This window comes from Pseudomonas sp. MHK4 (assembly GCF_054600775.1).
The window spans coordinates 488,998-511,242 of sequence record NZ_BAAIAK010000004.1 but is presented as its reverse complement, the minus strand read 5'-3'; the positions used below and the strand labels follow the sequence as shown (position 1 = coordinate 511,242).

General features: G+C 61.6%; 18 protein-coding genes. 12 read left to right on the top strand and 6 right to left on the bottom strand.

Annotated features, from left to right (window positions below; all coding sequences use genetic code 11):
- Positions 1-21: 21 nt before the first annotated feature.
- The 6 genes from ACYP2Q_RS14170 to ACYP2Q_RS14145 all read right to left on the bottom strand — a co-directional run bounded on the left by ACYP2Q_RS14170 (position 22) and on the right by ACYP2Q_RS14145 (position 6,861).
- Positions 22-819, bottom strand: a complete 798-nt coding sequence (locus ACYP2Q_RS14170; RefSeq protein ID WP_459731021.1) for a DUF4123 domain-containing protein — start codon at positions 817-819, stop codon at positions 22-24.
- Complete coding sequence (locus ACYP2Q_RS14165; RefSeq protein ID WP_459731020.1) at positions 816-2,153, bottom strand: contractile injection system protein, VgrG/Pvc8 family; 1,338 nt, start codon at positions 2,151-2,153, stop codon at positions 816-818. The genes ACYP2Q_RS14170 and ACYP2Q_RS14165 overlap by 4 nt, the downstream gene beginning before the upstream one ends.
- A gap of 232 nt (positions 2,154-2,385) precedes the next feature.
- On the bottom strand, positions 2,386-4,299 hold the full coding sequence (gene speA, locus ACYP2Q_RS14160; protein ID WP_077185337.1) for an arginine decarboxylase: 1,914 nt from the start codon (positions 4,297-4,299) through the stop codon (positions 2,386-2,388).
- A gap of 219 nt (positions 4,300-4,518) precedes the next feature.
- Positions 4,519-4,890: a translation initiation factor Sui1 gene (locus tag ACYP2Q_RS14155; RefSeq protein WP_007914613.1), complete on the bottom strand. Its 372-nt coding sequence runs from the start codon at positions 4,888-4,890 to the stop codon at positions 4,519-4,521.
- A 330-nt stretch (positions 4,891-5,220) separates the two neighbouring features.
- Positions 5,221-5,790 (bottom strand): NUDIX hydrolase, encoded by a 570-nt coding sequence (locus tag ACYP2Q_RS14150; RefSeq protein ID WP_459731019.1) that lies wholly within the window; start codon positions 5,788-5,790, stop codon positions 5,221-5,223.
- 3 nt (positions 5,791-5,793) lie between these two features.
- Positions 5,794-6,861 carry a DUF2333 family protein gene (locus tag ACYP2Q_RS14145; protein WP_401314076.1) on the bottom strand — a complete coding sequence of 356 codons (1,068 nt, stop codon included), beginning with the start codon at positions 6,859-6,861 and terminating at the stop codon, positions 5,794-5,796.
- 275 nt (positions 6,862-7,136) lie between these two features.
- Between ACYP2Q_RS14145 and ACYP2Q_RS14140 the strand changes: the two genes are divergently transcribed.
- The 12 genes from ACYP2Q_RS14140 (at position 7,137) to purD (ending at position 22,191) form a co-directional block, all read left to right on the top strand.
- Positions 7,137-8,807 carry a diguanylate cyclase gene (locus ACYP2Q_RS14140; protein ID WP_459731018.1) on the top strand — a complete coding sequence of 557 codons (1,671 nt, stop codon included), beginning with the start codon at positions 7,137-7,139 and terminating at the stop codon, positions 8,805-8,807.
- Positions 8,808-8,858: 51 nt separating this feature from the next.
- Entirely contained in the window at positions 8,859-10,805 is a 1,947-nt protein-coding gene (locus tag ACYP2Q_RS14135; RefSeq protein WP_459731017.1) for a methyl-accepting chemotaxis protein, read from the top strand.
- 161 nt (positions 10,806-10,966) lie between these two features.
- Positions 10,967-12,709, top strand: coding sequence for a protein-disulfide reductase DsbD (locus ACYP2Q_RS14130; protein ID WP_459731016.1), 1,743 nt, complete (start codon positions 10,967-10,969; stop codon positions 12,707-12,709).
- A gap of 132 nt (positions 12,710-12,841) precedes the next feature.
- Positions 12,842-13,294, top strand: a complete 453-nt coding sequence (aroQ, locus tag ACYP2Q_RS14125) for a type II 3-dehydroquinate dehydratase (protein WP_020797556.1) — start codon at positions 12,842-12,844, stop codon at positions 13,292-13,294.
- 48 nt (positions 13,295-13,342) lie between these two features.
- On the top strand, positions 13,343-13,807 hold the full coding sequence (gene accB / locus ACYP2Q_RS14120; protein WP_034149717.1) for an acetyl-CoA carboxylase biotin carboxyl carrier protein: 465 nt from the start codon (positions 13,343-13,345) through the stop codon (positions 13,805-13,807).
- A gap of 17 nt (positions 13,808-13,824) precedes the next feature.
- Positions 13,825-15,183, top strand: a complete 1,359-nt coding sequence (accC, locus tag ACYP2Q_RS14115) for an acetyl-CoA carboxylase biotin carboxylase subunit (RefSeq protein WP_034149716.1) — start codon at positions 13,825-13,827, stop codon at positions 15,181-15,183.
- Between the two features lie 208 nt (positions 15,184-15,391).
- Positions 15,392-16,270, top strand: coding sequence for a 50S ribosomal protein L11 methyltransferase (gene prmA / locus ACYP2Q_RS14110; protein WP_459731015.1), 879 nt, complete (start codon positions 15,392-15,394; stop codon positions 16,268-16,270).
- Positions 16,271-16,300: 30 nt separating this feature from the next.
- Positions 16,301-17,551, top strand: coding sequence for a DUF3426 domain-containing protein (locus ACYP2Q_RS14105; protein ID WP_459731014.1), 1,251 nt, complete (start codon positions 16,301-16,303; stop codon positions 17,549-17,551).
- Between the two features lie 185 nt (positions 17,552-17,736).
- The gene (dusB, locus tag ACYP2Q_RS14100; protein WP_459731013.1) at positions 17,737-18,747 is read left to right on the top strand and encodes a tRNA dihydrouridine synthase DusB; all 1,011 of its coding nucleotides are present in this window, start codon (positions 17,737-17,739) and stop codon (positions 18,745-18,747) included.
- Positions 18,744-19,064 carry a DNA-binding transcriptional regulator Fis gene (gene fis, locus ACYP2Q_RS14095; protein ID WP_015093301.1) on the top strand — a complete coding sequence of 107 codons (321 nt, stop codon included), beginning with the start codon at positions 18,744-18,746 and terminating at the stop codon, positions 19,062-19,064. The genes dusB and fis overlap by 4 nt, the downstream gene beginning before the upstream one ends.
- Before the next feature lie 82 nt (positions 19,065-19,146).
- Positions 19,147-20,754 (top strand): bifunctional phosphoribosylaminoimidazolecarboxamide formyltransferase/IMP cyclohydrolase, encoded by a 1,608-nt coding sequence (gene purH / locus ACYP2Q_RS14090; RefSeq protein WP_459731012.1) that lies wholly within the window; start codon positions 19,147-19,149, stop codon positions 20,752-20,754.
- A 144-nt stretch (positions 20,755-20,898) separates the two neighbouring features.
- Positions 20,899-22,191, top strand: a complete 1,293-nt coding sequence (gene purD, locus ACYP2Q_RS14085; RefSeq protein ID WP_459731011.1) for a phosphoribosylamine--glycine ligase — start codon at positions 20,899-20,901, stop codon at positions 22,189-22,191.
- The last annotated feature ends 54 nt before the right edge of the window (positions 22,192-22,245 follow it).

Sequence of the window (22,245 nt, the reverse complement as noted above, 5' to 3'; positions counted from 1 at the left end):
GGCGTCGTTTACAGCGCCAGCTCAGGGTGAGTCGTTCTGCCATAGATTGCGCAGGCTTTCGAGGCGCTCTTGCTGGCTAGCGCCCGATAATGGCCACACCGGCAAGGCGTCGGGATATTGCAAGCGCAGCCACATCCAGCCATCGAGCACCGGGCGTTCGCTGAATCCCAATGCCAGCCCCTCTTCCAGATGGCTCCACAGACGCGTGAAATCAGCCCCCGTTGATCGATTCCAGCGCAAGGCATGGTGTTCGAGCAGGCAGGTCTGCAGTTTTTCCCTCTGCCATGGGCTGAGATCTTCCTCGACCGCCAGAGGGCGTACGGCCAGCCCCGGGTTGAGCAACTGCTGCCAGCCCTGACAGCCAAGCGCGCGATCCGCCCAGGTGCCGCCGAACCAGCGCAACTGGCTGATCGGCCCCAACCAGCGACTGAGCTCCTCGGCATCGCAGGCATCAAAAAAATAACTGGCGGTGTTCGGGTTGTAGTAACTCAGCAAGGCCCGGTGATTCACGTTGAACGAGACAGTGAGCATGCGCCGCAAATGCGCCAGCAATGTCGACGCCGGGGCTTCACAGAACATCAGCAATCCGCGCCAGCGCTGCCCGTCGACGCAATACAGATCGGCCAGGGCCGGACAGGTCCGCAGATCGATGAGTACCGGACCCAGCTCCTGCAAAGCCTGCCACTCCGTGTCTTCGAACAACCGAAACCGACGGGCATGGGCAAAGGTGTCTTTCAGGGGCACACCCGCCTGCGGCGCGCCTGGCATGTCCAGTAACAACCATTGCGGGCTCGCATCCGGCGCCTGTACCGCAGTCATGCCGCACCGCTCTGGCCAAGGCGCGTCGTCGTGCGGCAGATGCAGAGCGCCTGAGCGCAATGATTGAAACTGCCGCCACCGGGCAGCAGGCACAGCAACATCAGCGGCTCGCCCGAACTAAGCCACTGCGGCACACCGTCGAGCGAGCAATCGTCGACACCCGTGGCGACGGCCACCTCATCCTGCGCCTCGACTGCTTCGACAGCGGCGGGGCCGCCGTGCAGAAACCCTGTAATCAACGGTTGGTCCGGGTCCCCTTCGGTGAAGCTCACCACCACCTCCGTGCCTTGCGCCAACCGCGCGCTGCTCGCAACCTTCAATGGCGCAGCCAATGGCAACCAGCAGTGGCTCGGCGCTGCGCCTTCGCCTTGATAAAGCCAGTCAAATTGCACTGCAACTGGCCTGGATGGATCAGGTTGCGGCTCATCAACATCGACCACCCATGCCCGTTGCAGGCCGTGCATCCTTGGCTTCATCGCCACATGAGGCGTTTCAAAAGGCAATACCCAGTGCTCCGCCCGCACCTTGTTGCTGTAGGTCTGGGTCGCACCCTGGGCGCCTTGATGCTCGATATGGGTCAACAGCCACGGCCGGTTCCATTCCCCAACCGGATGGCCGGACAGCGGCATGAACTGGCCGCTGCGCAGCGTTGTCAGGTCAGTGTCACCCTCAACGCGCTGCACCGCGCCATCGCTGCAGCGCTTGAACTCGAAACGCCGCACTGCCGGTTGCCCGCCCGCCGCACGGAAAACCGCACCCTCAGCGACCTGGAAATGCCCCAGCCCCTCGCCGAACACCACGCAATGCCTGTCAGCCCGGTGTTCAAAGTGATAGTGCAGGTGCTCCTGGGCGCACAAGCGCTGAAGAAACTGCAGGTCCGATTCCCGGTACTGCGTGCAGAAATCCCGGGGCGGGAATTCGCCAGCCAGTTCGAAGCGCCGCGCCTGATCGACAATACCGTGCTCCCTGAGCACCTGATCAAGAATTTGCGGCACCGTTCGGCCACTGAAAATGCGCTGGCTGAAGCGCTGGGCAAGACAGGCGAGTTTTGGTCCCAGCCGAACCTGACAGAGCCTGATCCCCAGGCCGTGATCGCGCTGGACCAGTTCATGCAATTGTCCATGAATGGCGTTTCCCGCCGGCCCGAAAAACAAGGATGCCGAACGGTACAGCAAGCTGGCGAGGTCGAGCGTCGGGTCTTCGATCAGCAGGTCCACGTCGAACACGAAAGGCTCGCTGATGGATTCTCTACCGGCAAAGGACAGAACCTCGAAGGCATTGGACAGACCTGCTACGTCCAGACGAAATGACGGCTCGTTGACTGGATCGACCATGGGTTTTTCTCTACAGGAGGGACAGCCGGGGATTCTCGCCGAGAGACATGGCCGAGTAGAGAGGGGAAATACAACTTAGGAAAAGGCCTACGCGAAAAGAGGACGAAATAGATTGGATAGCCGAGACGTGGTCCATTTCGCTGGAAAAAAGAGAAATGTCGCACCAGGTCATCTGAAATTTCCGCAGCAAACGGTACATTTTCAGACAACCTGATGAGAACGGTACTTACCCTCAGGAAGACAGGTAAGACGAACGGGTCAGGCCCAGGCGCAGGGCATCGAGGAACTGGGTGCGCTCGCTGGCACTGATGCGGGCACTGGCGCACTTGTCGCGGTAGTGGGTCATCAGTTCTTCCGGCGACAAGTGCACGTAACGCAGCATGTCTTCGATGGTGTCGTGGGTCTCGATACCGGCGTGATAGATGCTGCCATCCGCATTCTGGTAGATGTTCACCGAGTCGGTGTCACCGAACAGGTTGTGCATGTCACCGAGAATTTCCTGGTAGGCACCGACCAGGAACACGCCCAGCAGGTAGTCCTCGCCCTCGTTCAAGGCGTGCACCGGCAGGCTGGTCTCGATGCTCTGCTCGTCGACGTACTGGTTGATCTTGCCGTCGGAGTCGCAGGTCAGGTCTTGCAGTACCGCGCGACGCAGTGGCTCTTCGTCGAGGCGGTGCAGCGGGATGATCGGCAAAACCTGGTCGATGGCCCAGGTGTCCGGCAGGCTCTGGAACACCGAGAAGTTGCAGATGTACTTGTCGGCCAGCTTGTCGTTGAGCTCGTCCAGCACCTGGCGGTGGGAACGCTGACGTGCCTTCAACGAGTTATGCAGGCGACGGCACACGGCGAAGTAGCATTGCTCGGCCAGCGCTTTTTCCGCCAGGGTCAGTTTGCCGTCGGCGTACTGGGCGGCCACGTCGCTCATGTAGTGCGTGGCGCGCCAGTAGGTTTCGGTGACCATCTCGATGTCGGTCGGGCCCAGCAGGTCCACCAGCCACTGCACGGTTTCCGGCAGCGCTTCCTTGTTCTCGATCTGTGGCACGTCGTCGTTGTGCTTCTCGACGTCGGTCACCTGGATCACCAGCATGGCGTGGTGGGCGGTCAGGGAGCGGCCGCTTTCGGAGAAGATGTTCGGGTGTGGCAGGCTCTGCGCGTCGCAGAACTCCTTGAGCATCCCGACCACGACACCGGCGTAATCGTCCATGTCGTAGTTGATCGAGCTGGCGTTACGCGAGTGCGTACCGTCGTAGTCCACGCCCAGTCCACCGCCGACGTCGATGTGATCCACCGGCAGGCCGAGGTTGCGCAGTTCGCCGTAGTAACGGATCGCTTCCTTGAAGCCATGCTGGTAGTCGGCCAGGTTGGCGATCTGCGAACCCATGTGGAAGTGCAGCAGGCGAATGCCCTGGTCCAGGCCGGCCGCGCGGAAACGCTCGACCACTGACAGCAATTGCGCCGCCGACAGGCCGAACTTGGATTTCTCGCCACCTGTGTCAGCCCACTTGCTCGACGCCAGGGACGACAGGCGCACCCGCAGGCCAACCTGTGGCTTGACCTTGAGCGAGGCGGCTTCTTCGATCACCAGGCCGACTTCGGATTCTTTCTCGATCACGATGAACACGTTGTGGCCAAGCTTCTGGCCCATCAACGCCAGGCGGATGAACTCGCGGTCCTTGTAACCATTGCAGACGATGGTGCCGCCCTTCGGCGCCAGCGCCAGCACCGCCAGCAGCTCAGGCTTGGAGCCAGCTTCAAGGCCGATGGAGACGTTCTGGGTGGCGATGATGTTCTCGATCACCGCTTCTTGCTGGTTAACCTTGATCGGATACAGCGCGGTGTACTTGCTCTGGTATTCCAGGCGCTCGATGTTGGCGTCGAACGCACCGGTCAACTGACGCACGCGGTCTTGCAGGATGTCCGGGAAACGTACCAGCAATGGCAGGGACAGGCCGCTCTTGCGCAACTGGTCGACCTGCTCGAACAGATCGATCGGTGAACTGCTCGGACCGTTGGGACGAACTTCGACGCGACCGGCGTCATTGATCGCGAAATACCCGGCCCCCCAATGGCGAATCCCGTAAACACTGCGGCTGTCCGCAACTGTCCATTGGCTGCCATCGTCTTTGCGTGTGCGTCGTACGGACATTGAAGTCCCCTATAAAGAAGTCATAGTGCGTCGCCTGGATTCAGGCCGGCGCAGTCTAAAGAATGAAAATGACGGTTCGTCAACGAAGGGATAGACCTCGCCGACCGCAGTGAGTTTAGAAACCGGTCATGAACAGGCTCTGTGAAAACCATGGTGACGACGCCAGGCCTGCAGGTGGGCAGGTCTGGATCAAGCCGCGGGTGGTTTTCACAGAGGCTGCTAGCCGCCGGACTTCTTCGCCTTGAAACCGTGCTTGATCAGTTCAGCCAAGAGTAGCTCGACATGATCACCCTGGATTTCAATGATCCCGTCTTTCAACGCTCCCCCGGTACCACAGCGCTTTTTCAACGTCGTGGCCAGCTCCTTGAGCGCGTCTTCCGCCAACGGCACGCCGGTGATGGTGGTCACCGTCTTGCCGCCACGACCCTTGCTTTCGCGACGCACGCGAGCGATGCCGTCTCCGGCCGGGATAACGGTCTGTTTGCAGATGCAGGCGTCCACCGGTTTACTGCATTCCGGGCAATGACGACCTGCGTCGGTGGAAAATACCAGGCCACCAAGGGCGGCGAAGGATGCGGCTTTTTTGGCCACCGGCAATCCTCTTGGGAGGACAAAGACTGGTCGCGGCAACCTGGGCAGGTGCCATCGACCGCGAAGCCCCACTCAGGCAGGGGCAGCGCTACTGAAACGGTACAACATTGCTGAAACGCAATTGCTCACGAACGATGACGCCTTCTGTAGGAGCGAGCTTGCTCGCGATGGACGTCAACGATAATGCGCGGCATCAGGCAGCACGCGTTACCCTTGCGTTTTTCGCGAGCAAGCTCGCTCCTACAACAACCAGCAATACCGGTTCAGTTTGAAAAGGTCGCGCAGTGTAACGGCAAAAACGCCGATTGCTAAGAGCCAATCGGCGCCAATTTATGCCTCTTTTGCGACGTCTTCGCCGCGGGCCCGGAGATAGCGCTTCAAGGCGGCCAAAGAGTCCGGGCAGTAAGGCTTTTGCTCGATATCGCGCAGCACTTGCTCGATGGGTATGAAGCGCGCTTCCAGCACTTCTTCCGGCTGCAGGACCAGCGGGCCGTCCCACACCGCCGAAAACGCCGAACACCAGAGGCGATTGCCGGTGTCCTCGAAGAAAAAGTGGTCATGCACGGTCAACTCCACCCCGCTCACGCCCAGTTCCTCTTCAAGCTCCCGAGCGGCCGACTCGGCATAGGTTTCGCTGGCGAGCACCATGCCGCCCGCCGCTACGTCCCAATAACCCGGATAGATCGCCTTGCTCAGGGTGCGCCGGTGCACGCAGAGCTCACCGGCGGAGTTGAACAGCATGATGTAGGTACCGCGCCCGATCAGCCCGCGCTCGCGCAGGTCGGAACGGACCAGGGCGCCGAGCAGATTGTCCTGCTCGTCGACCCAGGCGATCTGTTCGGCATCCGAGGCCGCCCGATGGGCGGCTTCGCGCTGGCTATCGATGGAGCTATCGGCCATGGCTCAGCCCTGATTCAGCAATTGACGCAAGTCGATCACGGCGGCGTTGGCCCGGGAAATGTAGTTGGCCATCACCAGCGAGTGGTTGGCCAGCACGCCGAAGCCGCTGCCATTGAGGATCATCGGGCTCCACACCGCTTCCTGTGAGGCTTCCAGCTCACGAATGATCTGGCGCACGCTGACCGTGGCGTTCTTCTTGGCCAGTACATCGGCGAAGTCCACTTCGATGGCGCGCAGCAGGTGGGACAAGGCCCAGGCCTGGCCGCGAGCTTCGTAGAACACATTGTCGATCTGCAGCCATGGGGTTTCGACGATTTCTTCGTCGACCTGCGGCACCTGCCCCGGCGCCACGACTTCGGTTTTCAGCGCGGTATTGAGCTTGACCCGGCCAACGCTGGCCGACAGTCGTTGCGACAGCGAACCCAGGCGGGTACCGACATCACCCAGCCAGTTGTTCAGGTTGTCGGCACGGGCAAAGAACAGCGCGCTCTTCTGGTTCGGATCGGACAGGCGAGTCTGATAGCGGGTCAGGGAGTTGATACCTTCCTGGAACTCGGACTCACTGGAAGGCAGCACCCAGCTTTTATTGTCGAAGTTGAAACGCGGCTCGGCCTTGGCCAGGTCGGCGTCTTCGGTGGACTGCGACTGCGAACGGGCGAAGTCTTTACGAAGCGCACGGCTCAGGTCGCGCACCTGCACCAGCACGCCGTATTCCCAGCTCGGCATGTTGTCCATCCACAGGCCCGGCGGCAGGCGGTCGTTGGAAATGTAGCCGCCTGGCTTGTTCAGCAGGGTACCGGCGACGCTCTTGAGGGTTTCCACCGTGGTGTAGCCAACCACCATCTGCTTGCCGTCCCGTTCGGCGGCCAGTTGCGCATTCTGCTGTACCGGAAACAGGTCAGGTTCCGCGCTCCAGTACCAACCCAGAGCAATCGTCACCAGCAGGTAGATGCCAATCAGTGTGGCCAGCGCCCGGCTGAAAAACAGGCCGCCCAGATAACTGCGGGTAGCCGACTTCGGTTCAGCGGCACGTTCAGGCGCGCTACCGGCGCGGTTCTTCCAGTCCAGCATGGCGATATCCTTTCAATTACTTGAGTTCATCGATTCGACCACAACCATACAACAACGTGCCTTTGCCCGGCACCCGCCGATGGCTTTACAGCGAAATTTATCCAATGACTTCTAAGGGATTCCCTTAGCCCACAAAAGGCGGGCGACCAAACGGTCAGAAACTGAATGGGTTGCTGCCCAAGATTATTAACGGGCAGCACTCATGTAATGGAAAAGAGATGCTAGCATAGAGCCACCAGTCGACCTCAGCTTGCCCCCTAACCAGTAGTCAGGATATGACCGAGCCCGAAGAGCCCAGCCGCGAGCGCCTCAAGCAGCACTTTGCCCAGCGGGTAACTCATCAAGCACGCCAGGTACTTGAGATATGGCAGCGCCTGCAGCGCTCTGAATGGTCGACCCAGGAACTGGCAGAACTGAGCGAGGCCAACCTGCGCCTGCTGCGCTTCGCCGAACGCTTCGAACAACCGGATCACACCCAACTGGCGCGCCACATCGGCCAGTCCCTGGAGGCTGTCGACGCCAATCGCGGACGCCTCAGCAGCGGCCTGATCAGCGACCTCAACCGGTTGATGCAACGCCTGTCGCGCACCGGCCTGCGCCATGGCGATCAGCTCGACCAGACGTTCCTGCCGCCGTTACGCAAACCGATCTACGTGATGCTGCAGGATCATGACCGCGCCGAGCGACTGGCCAAGCAGCTGGAGTTTTTCGGGCTCAGCGCCCAGTCCCTGGAGAGCGTGCCGGCCTTCCGCTCCTCGATGGTCGAACGCCTGCCGGCAGCCATCGTCATGGACGTCGACTTCAGCGGCCCTGGCGTCGGCCTGAAACTGGCGGCCGAAGCCCAGGAAGGTCTCGACCAGCGTTTGCCGCTGCTGTTTTTCAGCCTGCATGAAACCGACACTCCGACCCGCCTCGCCGCCGTGCGCGCCGGCGGCCAGGAGTTCCTCACCGGCACCCTTGAAGCGTCGAGCCTGCTGGAAAAAATCGAAGTCCTGACCTGCGTCGCCCAGTACGAGCCCTATAAAGTGCTGATCATCGACGACTCGCGCGCCCAGGCCTTGCACACCGAGCGCCTGCTCAACAGCGCGGGGATCATCACCCGGACCCTGATCGAGCCAATCCAGGCCATGGCCGAGCTGGCGGATTTTCAACCGGACCTGATCATCCTCGACATGTACATGCCGGCCTGCACCGGTACGGAACTGGCCAAGGTGATCCGCCATAACGACCGCTACGTCAGCGTGCCGATCATTTATCTGTCGGCCGAGGACGACCTCGACAAGCAACTCGACGCCATGAGCGAGGGCGGCGACGACTTCCTGACCAAACCCATCAAGCCCCGGCACCTGATCACCACCGTGCGCAACAGGGCCGCACGGGCACGCAACCTCAAGGCGCGGATGGTGCGCGACAGCCTCACCGGCCTGTACAACCACACGCACATCCTGCAATTGCTTGAAGACTGCAGCTTTCGCGCCCGCCGCGAGGGCAAGCCGCTGAGCTTTGCGATGCTCGACATCGACCACTTCAAGCGCGTCAACGACAGCCACGGCCACCCCATGGGTGACCGGGTGATCAAGAGCCTGGCGCTGTTCCTCAAGCAACGCTTGCGCAAGACCGACTTCATCGGCCGCTACGGTGGTGAAGAGTTTGCCATTGTGATGCCCGACACCGACCTCGAAGCGGCCTGCAAAGTGCTCGACGAAATCCGGCAGCGCTTTGCCGAAATTCATTACCCCGCTCAACCCCAGGATCTCTGGTGTACCTTCAGCGCCGGGGTGGTGGATCTGTGCGAAGACTCCGACAGCCTGTTGATGGCCACTCGGGCAGACGAGGCGCTGTACGGTGCCAAAGGCGCGGGACGCAACCGGGTGCAGGCCGCCCGCAGACCAAAGCAAAGTGCCATCTTTTCATCGGAAGAGACCGATACAGTCATAACCCTGTAACAGAAACGCAATAACTTCAGGCACTTACCATTCTGCCGTTGGTAGTCCTTGATGCGCCTGAAACTGTTGACCAATTTCAACACCCTTCTTTTGGTGGCCGTGTGCGTGGCCCTTGGCGCCACACTGTGGTGGTCGCAAAAAGCCCTCGAACGCCCCTATCTATTAATGGAGCGCTATCTGGGGTTGTCCCAGCAGTTCCAGAATGAAGTGGCGCGCAACATTGTCGATTACCTCGCCAGCGGCGATGCACTGCGCTTGAGCAGCGCCAGCCAGGCCATCGACACCCTGCACAAGGAACTCGGCGAATTGCCACCGGCCCTGGCTGACACCTTGCGCCCGAGCCTGGCCGACCTGGACGAATTCGGCAAAACCGATCTGCTGGCCGCCGGCAAGCTCGCGGGCGACCCACAGGCCCTGCTCCTGCAAGCCGAACGAGAGCTGGGCGCCAGCCTCGATCAACTCAGCCAGTACGCCAGTGGCAACGCGAGTTACCTGACCCCGCTACTCACGGCTTCCCAACACCTGGGCAAGTTGTCGCTGGCTCGGGACAAGCTGGTCAGCAGCGGTCGCAGCGAACTGGCCGCCGATGTCGAGCGCGAAGTTGCCAACATCCGCAGCCAGGCCGAACAACTGGACGCCCTGCCGTTGTTGGGCGTGGCGGCCAGCAGTGAATCGAACACCGATGACTTCGCCGCGATGATGGGCCTGGAGAACACCGAGAAAGCTGCGGCCGAAGATGCCGGTGTCGGCTTCAAGCGTGAGCTCAACAGCCTGCTCGGCCGCTACCCGGCGGAACTGGCGCGCACTCGCGAACAAATCCACAAACGCACCGAACTCAGCGCCGCGACTCATTTGAAAATCGCCGCCGTGCAACAGGCCATCGCCGGGCTGGAGCCAGTGGTTCGCGCCCAGCACGGGCAGATCCAGAGTGAAGTGCGGCTGATGCAAGGGCTGATGATCGGCTTGATCCTGTTGATCGCCCTGCTGATCGACACCCTGCAACGCAAACTGGCCCGCACCCTGACCAGACTCTCCCCGGCCCTGTCGACCTGGGCCGAAGGCGACTTCAGCCGCGACATTCAACTGGGCAATACCAACCGCGAACTGCATGACATCGAAGCCTCGCTCAATCGTCTGCGCGCCTATCTGGTGGACCTGGTGGGGACCATTCGCCTCAACGCCGAACAGGTCGCCGGCAGCAGCCGAACCCTGGCCGAGCTGAGCAATGACCTGCACAGTGGCGCCGAAGACCAGGCCGGTGATACGGCGATGATCCGCGACTCCCTGGGCGAACTGGAAGCGACCATCCAGCAAGTGGCTGGCGATGCCAGCCAAGCCGCCGACGCCAGTCGCCATGCCGGCCAGGCGGTCGAACATGGCCAGAGAGTCATTGGCCTGAGCCTCGCCGGCCTGCATGCGCTGGTGGGAGAAGTGCAAGGCAACGCGCAGATGATCGAGCACCTGGCCGAAGAGTCCGCGACCATCGGTGGCGTGCTGACGGTGATCCGTTCCATTGCCGACCAGACCAACCTGCTGGCCTTGAACGCCGCCATCGAAGCAGCCCGGGCCGGGGAAATGGGTCGCGGCTTTGCCGTAGTGGCCGAAGAAGTGCGCTCGCTGGCACAACGCACCGCCGGGGCCACGGCCGAGATCCAGACCCTGATCGCCGGCCTGCAGACCGCGGCGCGCCAATCGGTCGAAGGTATGCGCGCCCAGGTCGAACACGCCGAAGCCACCGCCAGCCAGGCCCAGGCAGCGGACGGTGCGCTGGATAAAATCGTCGGAGCGATCCAGACCATTTCCGACACCGCCGTACGCATCGCCGATGTCACCGCCCAACAGAGCGGCGCCGTCAGCGAGATCCGCGATCACAGCGAGCGTATTCACCAACTGGGCGGGGATAACTTGCTGCGTATCGGCCAGGGGCGTGAGCAAGGGGAGAATTTGTTGGTATTGGGTGGGCGACTGCATACAGCCGTCCAGGCTTTCCGCGTCTGACAGATAGTCTTCGCGAGCAAGCCAGCTCCCACAGGAGTACGCATTTCAATGTGTGCGGGCTTGCTCGCGAAGGCGTCAGAACCATCAATACAGAAGTCTGCGCCCTGCACACCCCGCGACTGTCCGCTATCATCCCCCCAATTCCGATACGCGAGATCGTCATGCGCCGTTTGCTCTGCCTGCTGTTTCTGGTACTCGTCCTACCGGCCTCCGCCACCGGCTTGCTGGAAAGTCGCCCCAGTTCGACCCTGGGCTCGATCAACAACAGCGCCGACTTCCTGCCGGTGCGCGAAGCCTTTCAGTTGAGCCTGATAGACAGCACGCCGCAATCGATCAAACTGCGCTTCGTCGCCACCGAGGGTTATTACCTTTACCGGCATCGCTTCCAGTTCCGCGCCGACCCGACCGATATCACCTTCGGCCCGGCGCAATTACCCCAGGGCGAACAGAAGCACGATGAGTATTTCGGCGATGTCGAGGTCTACCACGGCGTACTCGATGTAGAACTGCCGCGCACCGATCAACGCGCCTTCACGCTGGTCGTGACCTACCAGGGCTGCGCCGACAAAGGCCTGTGCTATCCCCCCGAAACCGAGCGCCTGGCCATCGACGGCAACGGCCCGACCACAACCCAGGCCTGGAACTGGCGCGAACTTGCGCTGTTTTTCCTTGCTGGCCTGGGCCTGACCTTCACCCCGTGCGTGCTGCCAATGCTGCCGATCCTTTCCGGCGTGGTGTTGCGTGGCCAGGTGGGTGGCTGGCGCGGTTTCAATCTGTCGTTGGCCTATGTGTTGCCGATGGCCGCCTGTTTCGCCTTGCTGGGCGCGCTCATGGGCCTGTTCGGCGCCCAGCTCAACCTGCAGGCACGCTTGCAATCGGCCTGGGTGCTGGTGCCGTTCGCAATGTTTTTTGCGCTATTTGCCCTGGCCATGTTTGGCGTCTTCGAACTCAAATTGCCCCACGCCATCAGCAGTCGCCTGGACCGTATCGCCGGCCGCACCGAAGGCGGCTCGCTGTGGGGCGCTGCGGTATTGGGCGTGGTGTCCAGCCTGCTGGTTTCGCCCTGCGTCTCGGCGCCGCTGGCCGGCGCCCTGCTTTACATCAGCGCCAGTGGCGACGCACTGGGCGGCGGCCTGAAACTGTTCATGCTCGGCCTGGGCATGGGCGCCCCGCTGTTGCTGGTGGCCACCGGCGGTGCCGCCTGGCTGCCGAAAAGCGGACCCTGGCTGATCTACGTGAAAAATGCGATTGGCGTCCTGTTGCTCGGGCTGGCGATCGGCCTGCTCAGCCGGGTCCTGCCGGGGCAGATCACCTTGCTTCTGATCGGCCTGCTGGCCGCGGGTGTCGGGTTGTTCATGGGGGCTCTGGAGTTCGTCTACAAACCGCCGCGAAAGCGCCTGGGCCAATTGCTGGGGATGTTCCTGCTGTTTTATGCGCTGGCCTGTTGGTACGGCGCCTTCAGCGGCCAGACCGATCCGTTCAACCCGATCGGCCAACCGCGCATGGTGGTTGGCAACGAGCCCACGCAAAAGCCCAGCGCCTGGCAAACCGTCAGCACTGCGGCAGACCTCGACCGAGTACTCGCCGACGCCAGGGCGTCCGCCACCCCGCTGCTGCTCGACTGGTACGCCGACTGGTGCATCAGCTGCAAAGTCATCGAGCACCAGGTACTTGACGATGCCATCGTCGTCGAACGTCTCAAGGGCTATCGACTGGTCCGCTTCGACATCACCGCCAGCAACGCCGAACAACGCGCCCTGCTCGACCGCTACAAACTGTTCGGCCCACCCGCACTGATGTTTTTCGGCAAGGACGGCGTCGAACGTGCCGATGTGCGAGTGATCGGCGAAATCAATGCGGTGGACTTCGCCGAACGTGTCGCCAAGGCGAATGACCGGATTTAATCAAGCAGTCATATATTTCGCGCAAACATCGGTCATCGTGCTGGCTATTGCAGAGAACTGGACAGTCACAAAGGCTTTGCGGCATAGTCGCCGGGTTCTGACAAATGCACACGGATAACCAAGGAACAGCCGATGGCCACGCTACTCGTACTGCACGGACCCAACCTGAACTTGCTCGGCACCCGCGAACCGGGCACTTATGGCGCCACGACGCTGGCGCAGATCAACCAGGACCTGGAACGCCGCGCCCGCGAAGCCGGCCACCATTTGCTGCACCTGCAAAGCAATGCCGAGTACGAATTGATCGACCGCATCCATGCCGCCCGCAGCGAAGGCGTGGACTTCATTCTGATCAACCCAGCAGCTTTTACGCATACAAGTGTCGCATTACGTGACGCGCTGCTGGCGGTGAGCATCCCATTCATCGAAGTGCATTTGTCTAACGTGCACAAACGCGAACCTTTCCGCCATCACTCTTACTTCTCCGACGTAGCGGTGGGAGTGATCTGCGGCCTTGGCGCCAGCGGTTACCGACTGGCCCTGGAGGCCGCCCTAGAGCAGCTTGAAAGACCGGCAACAGCTTGAACAACAAGCGTTAAACGCCCCTGACCGACCCTTGGGAGTTGATGATTCATGGATATCCGTAAAGTTAAGAAACTGATCGAATTGCTGGAAGAGTCCGGCATCGACGAGCTCGAGATCAAGGAAGGCGAAGAGTCCGTACGCATCAGCCGCCATAGCAAGACCCCGGCTCAGCAGTACTACGCACCGGCTCCTATGCCTGCTCCGGCTGCCGCGCCTGTCGCTGCCGCCGCTCCGGCTGCCGCTGCCGCCCCGGCAGCTCCTGCTGCGCCAGTGTTGAACGGCACCGTTGCCCGTTCGCCAATGGTCGGTACGTTCTACCGCAAGTCTTCGCCAACCTCGCCGTCCTTCGTGGAAGTCGGCCAGACCGTGAAGAAAGGCGACACCCTGTGCATCGTTGAAGCCATGAAGATGATGAACCACATCGAAGCTGAAACCAGCGGTGTGATCGAATCCATCCTCGTCGAAGACGGCCAGCCGGTTGAGTACGACCAACCGCTGTTCACCATCGTTTGAACCGCGGAGAGCCTTTGATGACTGCGAAGTTGGAAAAAGTTCTGATCGCCAACCGCGGTGAGATCGCACTGCGGATTCTGCGCGCCTGCAAAGAGATGGGCATCAAGACCGTCGCCGTTTATTCCAAGGCTGACAAGGAACTGATGCACCTGGGCCTGGCAGACGAGTCCGTCTGCATCGGTCCGGCATCGGCCGCCCACTCCTACCTGCACATCCCGGCCATCATCGCCGCGGCCGAAGTGACTGGCGCCACCGCCATTCACCCAGGCTACGGTTTCCTCGCGGAAAACGCCGACTTCGCCGAACAGGTCGAGAACTCCGGCTTCGCCTTCATCGGCCCGAAAGCTGAAACCATCCGCCTGATGGGCGACAAGGTTTCGGCCAAGCACGCGATGATCGCCGCTGGCGTTCCAACCGTTCCGGGTTCCGACGGTCCGCTGCCCGAAGACGAAGAAACCGCTCTGCGCATCGGTCGCGAAGTGGGTTATCCGGTGATCATCAAGGCCGCTGGCGGCGGCGGTGGTCGTGGCATGCGCGTTGTGCACAAGGAAGAAGACCTGATTTCCTCGGCGAAACTGACCCGCTCCGAAGCGGGCGCAGCGTTCGGCAACCCGATGGTCTACCTGGAAAAATTCCTGACCAACCCGCGCCACGTGGAAGTCCAGGTCCTGTCCGATGGCCAGGGCCACGCCATCCATCTGGGCGACCGCGACTGCTCGTTGCAACGCCGTCACCAGAAAGTTCTCGAAGAAGCGCCGGCACCGGGCATCGACGAGAAGGCTCGCCAGGAAGTCTTCGCTCGCTGCGTCAAGGCGTGCATCGACATCGGTTACCGTGGCGCAGGCACTTTCGAGTTCCTGTACGAAAACGGTCGCTTCTACTTCATCGAGATGAACACTCGTGTCCAGGTAGAGCACCCGGTTTCGGAAATGGTTACCGGCATCGATATCGTCAAGGAGATGCTCAGCATCGCCGCCGGCAACAAGCTGTCGTTCACCCAGGATGACGTGGTCATCCGCGGTCACGCGCTGGAATGCCGGATCAACGCCGAAGACCCGAAAACCTTCATGCCGAGCCCGGGCACGGTCAAGCACTTCCACGCGCCAGGCGGCAACGGCGTTCGCGTCGATTCGCACCTGTACAGTGGTTATGCCGTTCCGCCGAACTACGATTCGTTGATCGGCAAGCTGATCACCTACGGCGCAACCCGTGACGAAGCCATGGCGCGCATGCGCAATGCGCTGGACGAGATCGTGGTCGACGGGATCAAGACCAACATCCCGCTGCACCGCGACCTGACCCGCGACGAAGGCTTCTGCAAAGGGGGCGTGAACATTCACTACCTCGAGCACAAGCTGGCTGGCGAGAAGCACTAAGCTTCGACCCTGCACCTGACAAAGCCGCCTTCGGGCGGCTTTGTTGTTTCTGGACATTTCATTTCACGAATCACCACCGACCCTGTGGGAGCGGGCATACGTTGATGCTCAAACCAAGCCACTCCCACAAAACCTTCGCGCTCGCGTAAACTTGCGCGCTTCTCGCAGCCCGCTAGGCTGCAATCAATATTTTTCAAAGGTGCCCGCCATGCCTTGGCTGCAAGTACGCCTCGCCATCAGCCCAGAACAAGCCGAAACCTACGAAGACGCTTTCCTTGAAGTGGGCGCCGTGTCGGTGACCTTCATGGACGCCGAAGACCAGCCGATCTTCGAGCCTGAACTCAACACCACGCCGCTGTGGTCCCACACCCACCTGCTGGCGCTGTTCGAAGGCGGCACCGAGCCCGGCCCGGTACTGGCCCATCTTGAGTTGCTGACCGGCAGCCCGCTGCCCGAGCATCACAGTGAAGTGATCGAGGACCAGGACTGGGAACGCAGCTGGATGGACGGTTTCCAGCCGATGCGCTTTGGCCAGCGCCTGTGGATCGTGCCGAGCTGGCACGCCGCGCCCGAACCAGACGCGGTGAACCTGCTGCTGGATCCGGGCCTGGCCTTCGGCACCGGCACTCACCCGACCACCGCGCTGTGCCTGGAATGGCTCGACGGCCAGGACCTCAAAGGCTGCAACGTGCTGGACTTCGGCTGCGGCTCGGGAATTCTCGCCATTGCCGCCCTGCTGCTGGGCGCCAAGGAAGCCGTGGGCACCGACATCGACGTGCAGGCGCTGGAAGCCTCTCGCGACAACGCCGGACGCAACGGCATCGCCGACGAACTGTTCCCGCTGTACTTGCCGGAAGATCTGCCGCAGGTTCAGGCCGATGTGCTGGTGGCCAACATTCTCGCCGGCCCGCTGGTTTCCCTGGCGCCGCAGCTGTCGGGCCTGGTCAAGTCGGGCGGTCGCCTGGCGCTGTCGGGCATCCTCGCCGAGCAAGGCGACGAAGTGGCCGCAGCCTACGCCAAGGACTTCGATCTGGACCCGATCGCCAATCGCGATGGCTGGGTGCGCATCACTGGCCGTCGGCGCTAGAATGGGCGCCTGCATCTACCGGATCGCCGCATGACCGACAGCTTCGTCACCCAGTGTCCGCATTGCCAAACCAGCTTCCGCGTCAACCATGCCCAATTGAGCGTGGCGCGCGGGGTTGTTCGCTGTGGCTCATGCCTGCAGGTGTTCAATGCCGCCAAGCAACTGCTGGAGCAGGCTGGCAAGGAAGCACCCGTGCCCACGCCGGCACCTCGGGAGACCGTCGAACCGCCGCAGCCGCGCGCCATCAGTCAAAAACAATGGAGCGCCACCGAGCTCGACCTGGACAGCCTCGACCTGGACGAAGAACTCGCCCGGCTTGAACAGCGGGAAATCCAGCCGACCACCGAGTTCGGCCGGCACCGCGAAGACACGCTCAGTGCTCGCCGCGATAGCGCCGAGCCCGACGAAGCCCACTGGCCCGACAGCCTGTTCAGCGAATCGGCTGCCGAGCGCGCCCAAGCAGCCGACACACTTGATACGCTCGATACGCTTGATGCACTCGATACCCCGGAGCTCCCGAGCGAGCCGAGCAAACCCGAGCGCACCGAACCGTCGCTGTCCCTGGAACCAGTTGACCTGGACGATGAACAGCAACCCCCTCAGCTGCGCCTGAACGATCCGCTCCACACTCCGGAGCATCACCCACGGCTGACGGCGACCGAAGAGATCGACGACGAACTGCCGTCGATCGAGCCTCCACGCAAGCGTCGCGAACGCAGCGATCCTGGTGTCCGCGCGGAAGTACTGCAGGACCTGACCGACGACCCACTGCAACTGGATTGGCAAAAACGCCGCTCGCCCTGGGGTCGCCGGCTGTTCTGGCTGTTGTTGATCCTGCTGGGGGCCGGCGCACTCGTCGGCCAGTACGTCGCCTATCATTTCGACGAGCTGGCGCGCCAGGACCAGTACCGCCCCTGGTTCCAGCAACTGTGCCCGCAAATCGGCTGCACGGTGCCCTCCAAGGTCGATATCGCGAAAATCAAGAGCAGCAACCTCGTGGTGCGCAGCCACCCGGAGTTCAGTGGCGCCCTTGTCGTCGATGCGATCATCTACAACCGCGCCACTTTCTCGCAGCCCTTCCCGTTGCTGGAGCTGCGCTTTGCCGACCTCAACGGCCACCTGATCGCCAGCCGCCGCTTCAAACCCGGCGAGTACCTCAATGGCGACCTCGAAGGCCGGGTGGAAATGCCTCCGCAAACGCCGATCCACATCGCCCTGGACATCCTCGACCCGGGCGCCAAGGCGGTGAATTACAGCCTGAGCTTCCACTCGCCCGAGTGAATCGATTCACTGCTCGGCAATTGACGACGGCTTTCTGACTTTGCCCGCTCGGACCAAACCGCTGGCAATAACAGAATAACTGTTCAGATTTTGTTCAATTCAGCCTTTATCCAGTCATCGAGAGCGGGTATCATGCCAACCCTTTTTCGAACTCTAATGATCCGGCCCCACAACAGGGAAGCCCTATGTCGGCGGTACGCATCGGTCCATACACATTACACAACGGCTTGATTCTCGCCCCGATGGCGGGCGTCACCGACCAACCCTTTCGTCAGCTGTGCAAGCGATTGGGCGCGGGGCTAGTAGTCTCGGAAATGGTCACCAGCGACATGAGTCTGTGGAACACCCGCAAGTCTCGCATGCGCATGATCCACGAAGGTGATCCCGAGCCACGCTCGGTACAGATCGCCGGTGGTGACGCGCGGATGCTGGCGGATGCGGCCCGGGCCAACGTCGAACTGGGTGCCCAGATCATTGATATCAATATGGGCTGTCCGGCAAAAAAGGTCTGCAACAAGGCCGCCGGTTCCGCACTGTTGAAGGATGAAGCATTGGTAACCGAGATCCTGCAGGCCGTCGTGGCTGCGGTCGATGTGCCGGTTACCCTGAAGATCCGTACCGGCTGGGACCGGGACAACAAGAACGGCCTGACAGTGGCGAAGATCGCCGAGCAGGCAGGCATTACGGCGCTGGCGGTGCATGGCCGCACCCGTGCCGACCTTTACACCGGCGAAGCCGAGTACGACACCATTGCTGCGATCAAGCAGGCGGTGTCGATGCCGGTCTTCGCCAACGGCGATATCGATTCGCCAGAGAAGGCCCGGTACGTGCTCGACGCGACCGGTGCCGACGGCCTGTTGGTGGGCCGGGCTGCCCAGGGGCGGCCATGGATTTTTCGCGAGATCGACCATTTCCTGCGTACCGGCGAGAAGCTCCCGGCGCTGGACCTGATCGAGGTGGAACGCATTCTGCTAGAGCATCTGGCTGCGCTGCACGCCTTCTATGGAGACGTGATGGGCGTACGCATTGCTCGAAAGCATGTGGGCTGGTATCTCGCAACCTTGCCGGGCGCCAGGGAGTTTCGCGCCCACTTCAATCGTTTGGATGGTACGCAAGCGCAATGCGCCAACGTCCGGGAGTTCTTCGCCGAGCGTTACAAGAGCCTGACAGGGGACGGAGAGTGGGTGGCCGCATGACGATGATGACCGAGACTTTAGTGAGTGGAACAACACCCGTGAGCGACAACGTGAATTTGAAACAGCACCTCAATACGCCAAGCGAAGAAGGCCAGACCCTTCGCGGGAGTGTCGAGAAGGCGCTGCACAATTATTTCGCCCACCTAGAGGGCGCTGCCGTCACGGACGTGTACAACCTGGTGCTCTCCGAAGTCGAGGCTCCCCTGCTCGAGTGCGTAATGAACTACGTCAAGGGCAACCAGACCAAGGCCAGCGAGATGCTCGGACTGAACCGGGGCACGCTGCGCAAGAAACTCAAGCAGTACGATTTGCTTTAAGCATTCAATCAAACCAGAAAGGCGCCCGCGTAAGACCGGTCGCCTTTTTTGCTGACTTCCTTTGCTTTTGATGGAAATTGAGATGACCGACCAGACTACCCGCCTGCCGATCCGCCGCGCCTTGATCAGCGTTTCCGACAAGACCGGGATCCTCGAATTCGCCAAGGAGCTTGAAGCCCTGGGTGTCGAGATCCTCTCCACCGGCGGGACGTTCAAGCTGCTGCAGGACAACGGCGTTGCCGCAGTGGAAGTCGCGGATTACACCGGCTTCGCCGAAATGATGGACGGTCGGGTGAAAACCCTGCACCCGAAAATCCACGGTGGGATCCTCGGTCGTCGCGGTATCGACGACGCCATCATGAACGAGCACGGCATCAAGCCGATCGACCTGGTAGCGGTCAACCTGTACCCGTTCGAAGCCACCATCAACAAGCCTGGCTGCGACCTGCCGACTGCCATCGAGAACATCGACATCGGCGGCCCGACCATGGTTCGTTCGGCAGCGAAAAACCACAAGGACGTGGCCATCGTGGTCAATGCCAGTGACTACGCCAACGTCCTGGAAAACCTGAAAGCCGGCGGCCTGACCTACGCCCAGCGTTTCGACCTGATGCTCAAGGCCTTCGAACACACTGCCGCCTACGACGGCATGATCGCCAACTATATGGGTACCGTGAACCAGACTGCTGACACCCTCAGCACGGAAGGTCGCAGCGAGTTCCCGCGCACCTTCAACAGCCAGTTCATCAAGGCCCAGGAAATGCGCTACGGCGAGAACCCGCACCAGAGCGCGGCGTTCTACGTGGAAGCCAAGCCTGCCGAAGTCGGCATCGCCACCGCGACCCAACTGCAGGGCAAGGAACTGTCGTACAACAACGTGGCCGACACCGATGCCGCGCTGGAATGCGTGAAGAGCTTCGTCAAGCCGGCCTGCGTGATCGTCAAGCACGCCAACCCGTGCGGCGTGGCCGTCAGCCCGGACGCCGAAGGCGGCATCCGTAAGGCCTACGACCTGGCCTATGCCACTGATACCGAGTCCGCGTTCGGCGGCATCATCGCCTTCAACCGCGAGCTGGACGCCGAGACCGCCAAGGCCATCGTCGAGCGTCAGTTCGTCGAAGTGATCATCGCCCCGAGCGTCAGCGAAGAAGCCCGCGCCATCGTCGCTGCCAAGGCCAACGTACGCCTGCTGGCCTGTGGCGAGTGGTCGGCCGATCGCGCCGCCGACTGGGACTACAAGCGCGTCAACGGTGGCCTGCTGGTGCAGAGCCGCGATATCGGCATGATTGGCGCCGATGACCTGAAAGTCGTGACCAAGCGCGCACCGACCGAGCAGGAAATCAACGACCTGATCTTCGCCTGGAAAGTCGCCAAATACGTTAAGTCCAACGCCATCGTATACGCCAAGAACCGTCAGACCATCGGTGTCGGCGCGGGCCAGATGAGCCGCGTGAACTCTGCCCGTATCGCTGCGATCAAGGCCGAACATGCTGGCTTGCAGGTCGCCGGCTCGGTAATGGCTTCCGACGCATTCTTCCCGTTCCGCGATGGTCTGGACAATGCGGCCAAGGTCGGCATCACCGCGGTGATCCAGCCAGGTGGCTCGATGCGTGATGCTGAAGTGATTGCCGCTGCCGACGAAGCCGGCATCGCCATGGTCTTTACTGGCATGCGCCACTTCCGTCACTGATAACACGTCCACTGTAGGAGCGAGCTTGCTCGCGATGATCGATCCGGCGCCGCGTTGATTCAGTCACCCCGCGTCATCGTTAACCACCATCGCGAGCAAGCTCGCTCCTACAGTTCCAGATTAGCGTCATCCGAGGTTTTTGAAATGAATGTCTTGATCATTGGCAGCGGTGGCCGTGAACACGCCCTGGCCTGGAAAGTAGCCCAGGATCCACGGGTGCAGAAAGTGTTCGTGGCACCGGGCAACGCCGGTACCGCCATCGAAGCCAAGTGCGAGAACGTCGCCATCGACGTGCTGGCCCTTGAGCAGCTCGCGGACTTTGCCGAGAAGAACGTTTCCCTGACCATCGTCGGCCCGGAAGTGCCGCTGGTCGCCGGCGTGGTCGACCTGTTCCGCTCCCGCGGCCTGGACTGCTTCGGTCCGACTGCCGGCGCCGCCCAGCTTGAAGGTTCGAAAGCCTTCACCAAGGACTTCCTGGCTCGCCACAAGATCCCGACCGCCGACTACCAGAACTTCACCGAGATCGAGCCTGCCCTGGCTTATCTGCGCGAAAAAGGCGCGCCGATCGTGATCAAGGCCGACGGCCTGGCCGCCGGTAAAGGCGTGATCGTCGCCATGACCCTGGCCGAAGCCGAAGACGCGGTGCGCGACATGCTCGCGGGCAATGCGTTCGGCGATGCCGGTTCGCGCGTAGTGATCGAAGAATTCCTCGACGGCGAAGAAGCCAGCTTCATCGTCATGGTCGACGGCAAAAACGTCTTGCCAATGGCCACCAGCCAGGACCACAAGCGCGTCGGCGACGGCGACACTGGCCCGAACACTGGCGGCATGGGTGCCTACTCCCCTGCCCCGGTGGTGACCAGCGAAGTTCACCAGCGCGTCATGGACCTGGTGATCTGGCCGACCGTGCGCGGCATGGCCGCTGAAGGCAATGTCTACACCGGTTTCCTGTATGCCGGCCTGATGATCGACAAGGCTGGCAATCCGAAAGTCATCGAATTCAACTGCCGTTTCGGTGACCCAGAGACCCAGCCCGTCATGCTGCGTTTGCAGTCGAGCCTGGTACTGTTGGTCGAAGCAGCCCTGGCGCAGGCGCTGGACAAGGTCGAAGCGCAATGGGATCCACGTCCAAGCGTCGGCATCGTACTGGCAGCAGGCGGCTATCCTGGTGACTACGCCAAGGGTGTGACCATCAATGGCCTGGATGCAGCCGCGGCACTGGAAGGCAAAGTCTTCCATGCAGGTACCGCGCTCAAGGACGGTCATGTCGTGACCGCCGGTGGCCGGGTGCTTTGCGCCACGGCCATGGGCGCCAGCGTCGATGCCGCCCAACAGCAGGCTTACAAGCTGGCGGCAACGATCGATTGGGAAGGCTGTTTCTATCGCAAGGACATTGGCTACCGCGCCATTGCCCGCGAGCGTGGCGAACAGGAATAAGCAACATTGCGACAGGCAGGGGTTTGCGACCCTTGCCTGGCTATTCCGGCGCCG